Origin of the sequence: Microcystis sp. LE18-22.4A (assembly GCF_027531105.1) — a bacterium.
GTDB classification, from domain to species: domain Bacteria; phylum Cyanobacteriota; class Cyanobacteriia; order Cyanobacteriales; family Microcystaceae; genus Microcystis; species Microcystis aeruginosa.
In genome coordinates this window covers 1-6,643 of the sequence record NZ_JAPZRB010000365.1, presented here as the reverse complement: position 1 = coordinate 6,643, position 6,643 = coordinate 1, and the positions used below count along the sequence as shown (strand labels likewise).

Below are 6,643 nucleotides of genomic sequence, written 5' to 3'. Positions count from 1 at the left end.
TTTAGTCAACTTCCTGAGATTGAGGTTGTCAACAGCAGTGTTTTAGGTAGTGCAAATGGCGCTTATGGGATTAGCACCAATAAGATATATCTATCTGAAAGCTTTTTTGCTTCTGCTAGTTCAGATGCTTTGGTTGCGGTGGTGTTGGAAGAAATTGGGCATTTTGTGGATGCTCAAATTAATAGGGTGGATACGGTGGGGGATGAGGGGGAGTTATTTTCGGCGTTGGCACGCGGGGTAAGTTTAAGTCCTTCGGGGTTGAGTCGGATTCAGACGGAAGATGATCATGCAGTGGTAGTAATTGATGGGCAAGAAGTTCTGATTGAGCAAGCCAGTCTTTCGGGCAGTGGTGGTGTAGGTGGAACTAACAAAACTCTTCAACTCGATCCTCTACCCCAAGGACAAACCGAAAGAAATGTTACTCTTACCTATTTCTACGAGCATTATTCTATTCCTGATCAATTTCAGGTCAGATATGCAGGAAAGGACATTGTCAATACTGGAGGACTTGTTTCGGGAAGTAAAACTGGAAATGTAACATTTAAGCAAGTGCAAGGGCAAGACTTTCTCAATATCGTTGTTACTGCTCCTCAATCAGGAACAGCTTGGGATTTTTCTGTTTCTACTGACAATGCTCAAATAAACTTCAATGGTCTTGTAGGAGATGTCATCAAACTCGATTTAGGTAAGCAAAGTGGGAATGTTACGCTGAAATCCCTACCAAATTCCTCCAAAGGTAAGTTGATTAATGAGAAAGGAGAAAATGCCATTGTAGGGAGTGTATATACAACTTTATACTATGTCCCTACTGTAAATGGTGCAATCTCTAGTTATGGTCAAGATAAGCAACATCCTGGTATAGGTCAAGTGAGCTTTGATGTTGAAGATCAAACTAAAAAGTCCATTACCGTTCAAGTAAGTGTTACTGATGGTTTTTCTAAGACTGATGGAAGTAATCCAGTAAAAACTGGAACTGGAAAGCTTGATATTTATACTCAACAACAACGACTAGCTTACTTGGGTTTTCCGGGTAGCAGTGGCAGTCCTTTAGTTGTTGATGGACAGTCTGGTGGTAACACTGAATGGGCAATAAAATTATTTAATTCTGTAGTTAGTAGCTCAAGCAAAGTTTTGAATGAGAAAAGTTTCAGTAAGGATAATGCTAAACAACTCATTAATGCTACTAATGCTCCACGCTGGACTGAATTAAAAAGTACCTCCATACCAAGAGTTGGAATTGTTCAAGGTTCACCCATAGAATTATGGGCATCTAATTGGACATATGATGTTCTGAACTCCGTAGTTCCTTCAAATCCTAATATTAATTTTAATGTAAATGGAACAAGTCTAAAAAAGGGTGGAGATACATCAGCACACTCTGGTCACGAAGCTGGGATGGATTTAGATATAGATACAGCCGGAAAAGGTGACGGCAATACATATGCACCAAACAATATGTTTTTTAAGGAAAATAAGTTTGGCACTAAGAATACTTGGTATGTAGAAGCTCCTGATGGTAAAGTTATCATTAAAAACACAAATGGAAAGTATGAATCTGCTGATCCTAATGTACCAGCTAATCTTACTAAAGCAATAACTGGTCTTGACATCTATAACAAGCAAGTTATCAAAGAACTATTTTCAGATACCAACAATAATGGGAAAGCAGATCAGGATGAATGGTTGATTATTGATAACCCTAATGCTGTATTTAATAATGCAAATGGCACTCCTACAAAGGGATACGTTCTTGCAGATACAAGAAACTTAATTACCTCTTTCTTGAACGCTAATGTAGGAGGAATTACAGTAAAAGAGGTTTATTTTAATGATCCTCGTACATGGGATATAGACCCTAAAAAAGTTCGTTTTGCATCTAATCATAATGGACACGTTCATTTTACTCTCAAAGCACCAAGCGCAACTACAAATTCTAATCAGAGGTTCAGCACTTTCTCTTTTGCATCTGAAAGCGTTGAACCTGTAGCTACTGCTGCCATAACTGTCAACAACTTCATCCTTATAAATAATGTAATAGATATAGGAAAGATAGAAGGAAACTTCAGTACGACTGGCTCGATTAACACTGGAAATCCTGAAACTATCTATCGCTTTACACTTGGTGATCCAGTAGATGAAGATAAAATTGACGGCATCTACTTCAGTACATCTCGAAATTTTAACTTACTTCTCAATCAACTTGCTGCTGATGCTGATGTAGAGCTAATCAAAGATTTTAATGGAGATGGTATTTTTCAAGATGAGGACGTTATAGCAAGTTCAAATCAGTTAGGTAATAATCCTGAAACGCTCAATTTGACAGACCTTAACGAATCTGATTACTACATTCGCATTTTCCAAAAGGGTGGTGATACTAGCTTTAACCTTAGTTTAACAGTTCCTCCTCTACCAGTTCCAACTGACAACGCAGGAAATACAGTAACTAATGCTAAAAATTTAGGAATCATTAGTAATAATGTCCAGCAATCAGATTTTATTGGTCAAGTGGATGCAGATGATTACTATCGTTTCACATTATCATCTATCAGCGATTTGACCGTTGATGTTACTGACTTAGTAAATGGTGATTTATTTGCTGAAGTTGGACAAGATAAAAATAATGACGGCATTCTAGATTTTGATGAAATTATTGTCACATCTGATGAAGAAGGAGATACCAGCGAACAAATTAGCCGTACAGGATTAGCCGCTGGTGATTATATCTTGCATTTGGGGCGTAATAGTGGCAATACAAACTATAACCTTAACCTTTCGGCAACTCCGTCAGTTATTCCACCTGATAAAGCAGGTAGTACCCTTACCACTGCCTTCAATCTTGGCACTTTAACTGCTTCCACCCAAAACGATTTTGTTGGTAATGTTGATCCGATTGACTATTACCGCTTTACCCTGACAAATCCTAGTGGAGTTACCCTCAATCTTAGTGGCTTATCAGCAGATGCCGATTTAGAATTGTCTCAAGATAAAGATGGAGACGGTGTAATCTCTTCTGATGAAGTGATTCAGCTTTCTGAAGGAACAGACAATCAAGATGAAAATATTAATATTACGGCATTACCCGCAGGAGACTACTTTGTAAAAGTATCCCAATACGAAGGTGACACCACCTACAATCTTGCTCTCACACCAACAGCAGCCACTGGAGTAGATCTACAAGTGAGTGTGACTCCAGTAACTAATTCTCTTACTTTAGGAGATCAAGTCAGCTACACCATTACCGTTAAAAATATCGGTGCTTCTAATGCAACAGGAGTCACACTCAGCGATAACTTGCCCCTTGAAAATATCCTTGATGTGTCTGCTGTTGCCAGTAAAGGTACGAGAAGTATTTCTAGCAGTGCAATTACTGCAAATATTGGCAGCCTTAACGTCAATGAATCAGCAACAGTAGTTGTTTCAGGCAGATTGGTTGGTTCGGGTTCAACCAGTAGTTTGATTCAAGTCTCAAGCGCACAAGCAGACTTTAATCCAGACAATGACTCAGTAGTACAGCGTTTCAACGTTGCACCTGGTACAATTCAACCTGCTGATTTGGAACTTTCTCTAACTTCAGATAAAACGACAGCGAATATTGATGACCTAGTTACTTTCAAAATAACTCTAACCAATAAAGGTCCAGGGGCTGCAACATCAATTCAGGTAAAAAATGTTTTGCCTCAAGGATTAACTCTTGTTTCGTCAAATCCTCAGCAAGGTTCTTACAACTCCACATCTGGCATTTGGGAAGCAGGGAATATCGCCAAGGATAATCAAGCTTTCGTAGATATCGTTACCAAAGTTACTTCTGGAGGAAGTCTTTCTAATACTGCTGAAGTGATTGCAGTAACTGAACCTGATCCTGATTCTACTCCCAATAACAATAATCCCAATGAAGACGATCAAGCTTCAGTTATTGTCACTATTGGCACCGATGAAACTCCCGGTAATCAAGCTCCCACAGATTTAGCCTTAAGTGCAACCACAGTAAATGAAAATGTCCCTGTTAACACAGTAATTGGAACATTTTCCAGCACAGACCCCGATACTGGTAATACCTTTACCTATAGTTTAATAGCAGGAACAGGAGATACAGATAATACAGCATTCTCGATTGTGGGGAATCAATTACAGATTAATAATTCCCCCGATTTTGAAACCAAAAATAGTTACAGTATTCGGGTAAAAACCACCGACCAAGGGGGACTAAGTTTTGAGAAAACCTTGACAATTACTGTCAATGATGTTAATGAAAATCCTAGTAACCAAGCTCCGACGGATTTAGCATTAAGTGCGACCACAGTAAATGAAAATGTCCCTGTTAACACAGTAATTGGAACATTTTCCAGTACAGACCCCGATAGTGGTAATAGCTTTACCTATAGCTTAGTTACAGGAACAGGAGATACAGATAATACTGCCTTCTCGATTGTGGGGAATCAATTACAGATTAATAATTCTCCCGATTTTGAAACCAAGAATAGTTACAGTATTCGCGTAAAAACCACAGACCAAGGGGGACTAAGTTTTGAGAAAACCTTGACAATTACTGTCAATGATGTTAATGAAACTCCCGGTAATCAAGCTCCAATGGATTTAGCATTAAGTGCGACCACAGTAAATGAAAATGTCCCTGTTAACACAGTAATTGGAACATTTTCTACCACAGACCCCGATACTGGCAATAGCTTTACCTATAGTTTAATAGCAGGGACAGGAGATACAGATAACTCAGCATTCTCGATTGTAGGGAATCAATTACAGATTAATAATTCTCCTGATTTTGAAACCAAAAATAGTTACAGTATTCGGGTAAAAACCACAGACCAAGGGGGACTCAGTTTTGAGAAAACCTTGACAATTGCGGTAAATGATGTTAATGAAAATCCTAGTAATCAAGCTCCCACAGCCCTAATTTTCCAAAATGCTGTCACCCAGTTAGCTGAAAATGTCAATGTCACACCAGAATTTAAAGTCGCCGATCTCCTGATTGAAGATGATGGTTTAGGAACCAATAATCTCTTCCTCACGGGACGGGATAGGGAGCGCTTCTTAATTCAGAATTCGGCCCTTTTCTATGTCGGTTTTACTCCTAATTTTGAAGCCCAAAATAGTTACGAAGTCACCGTCAATGTCGATGATCCAACCGTTGGTGTCACCCCCGATCTCACCCAAACCTTGACTTTAAACATCACCGATGTCAACGAAGCTCCCACAGCCCTAATTCTGGCCAATAGTACCAATGCGATCGCTGAAAATACCGATACCAGTCAAGGTGTCAAAGTTGCCGATATTCAGATCAGCGATGATGCCTTGGGGACCAATAGCCTTTCTTTGTTGGGCAGTGATCAGAGCAGTTTCCAGATTCGTGGCCGGGAGTTATTCTTCATCGGTAAGGCTGATTTTGAAGCCCAATCCCTCTATAATCTGACGGCGGCGGTGACGGATACCACCCTCAAACTGGCTCCCAATGCCACACCAGACGCAACGGTTAATTTCACCCTAGAAATTACCAATCTACCCGACCAAGCCGTTAATCCCCAAACCCTCCAATTTAAAGATACGGGTAATGGACAAGGTTCTCTGGTTTTCAACTTCAGTAACTTGCCCGGTAGCATACAGGTCAAAGCCATTGAGGAAGGACTTAGACAGACGGGAGCTTTCTTCAATAACGTTGTCGGTCTCTATCCAGTGGCGGATGACAACGGAGCCGTTTTTGACAGCCTCGATTTAGATGGAGATGGCAACGTGACAGAGTTAATTCAACCGGGTCAAGCGGGTTATGCGCGTACCGCCTTAAGTCAAGCGGTGAATAACTTCATTTTGCAGGCCAGTGGGGAAGGGGCAAACCAAAGCACCACCGCCGCTGAATTTGGGGATGTGTTGTTGGAAGGGGGGCGACGCTACGCACCCTTTGTAATTGCCAATGGGGGCAATCTGGGAGAAAGTCTGCAAGGGAGTGTTCAGGCATTTTTGACCAAGAATCCCGATAACGTGGCGGCTACCCTAGAAAACTATATAAGTCATGAAGTGGCCTACTTCTCCTTTGGGTCGGCAAATCCCGATGGGGCGGAACATTTACGGTCAAGGGGGAATAATATCTTTGGCTTTGAGGATTTACCGGGTAACTTACCCAATATCAGCGATAACGATTTTAATGATGGGATTTTGGCGTTTAATTTTATTGCTTAACCCCAGTTCGGGTTAAACGGAGGGGGATAAGGCCCATTCCATTATTGCGCCGCCTGACCGCTAGAGGTGGCCAGGGCCGCCGCGCCTCCTTCTAAAGCCGCGATCCGCTTCTCGAAGACATCGGTGGTCGGGTTCATGATCCTAGTGTATTGCCGAACTCTTGTAGGGCAAACAGTCGCGCCCCGTGGTCGGCATCGTTGAAAACGTAGGAAGTGGTTTGATAGATGGGAACGGCGCGGGCGTTGGTTCCGGGGGCAGGTTCCTGGCCGGCGTGTACTTGCAGCGTCTCGAAACGGTAACGGTCAGACATAGGTACTTAGGGGCTGCTGAAAAAGTTTTTCGTGGGGGCAGGGTGTGGGGTGTGGGGTGTGGGGTGTGGGGTTTTACCCATTTTCAGGTGGTCAATTACCTAATTTTCAGGGAAAAAATCCCTAAATTTTCCCCCCAATCACTC

Annotated in this window: 3 protein-coding genes; 1 reads left to right on the top strand and 2 read right to left on the bottom strand. The window is 41.5% G+C overall.

From position 1 onward, the window contains the following. Nucleotides 1–138 precede the first annotated feature (138 nt). Nucleotides 139–6,189 (top strand): pre-peptidase C-terminal domain-containing protein, encoded by a 6,051-nt coding sequence (locus tag O9295_RS16430; RefSeq protein WP_288033906.1) that lies wholly within the window; start codon nucleotides 139–141, stop codon nucleotides 6,187–6,189. Nucleotides 6,190–6,230: 41 nt separating this feature from the next. Here the strand turns inward: O9295_RS16430 and O9295_RS27910 are convergent, their stop codons facing one another. Beyond that, nucleotides 6,231–6,326, bottom strand: coding sequence for a PLP-dependent transferase (locus O9295_RS27910; RefSeq protein ID WP_338420907.1), 96 nt, complete (start codon nucleotides 6,324–6,326; stop codon nucleotides 6,231–6,233). After that, a complete protein-coding gene (locus O9295_RS16425; RefSeq protein WP_502846512.1) occupies nucleotides 6,323–6,499 on the bottom strand; it encodes a PLP-dependent transferase in 177 nt (58 codons plus the stop codon). The genes O9295_RS27910 and O9295_RS16425 overlap by 4 nt, the downstream gene beginning before the upstream one ends. Nucleotides 6,500–6,643: the final 144 nt, after the last annotated feature.

Excerpts from the sequence above, each read along its gene's own strand:
- O9295_RS27910 (WP_338420907.1), bottom strand. The coding sequence starts at position 6,326 with ATGAACCCGACCACCGATGTCTTCGAGAAGCGGATCGCGGCTTTAGAA.
- O9295_RS16425 (WP_502846512.1), bottom strand. The coding sequence starts at position 6,499 with ATGTCTGACCGTTACCGTTTCGAGACGCTGCAAGTACACGCCGGCCAG.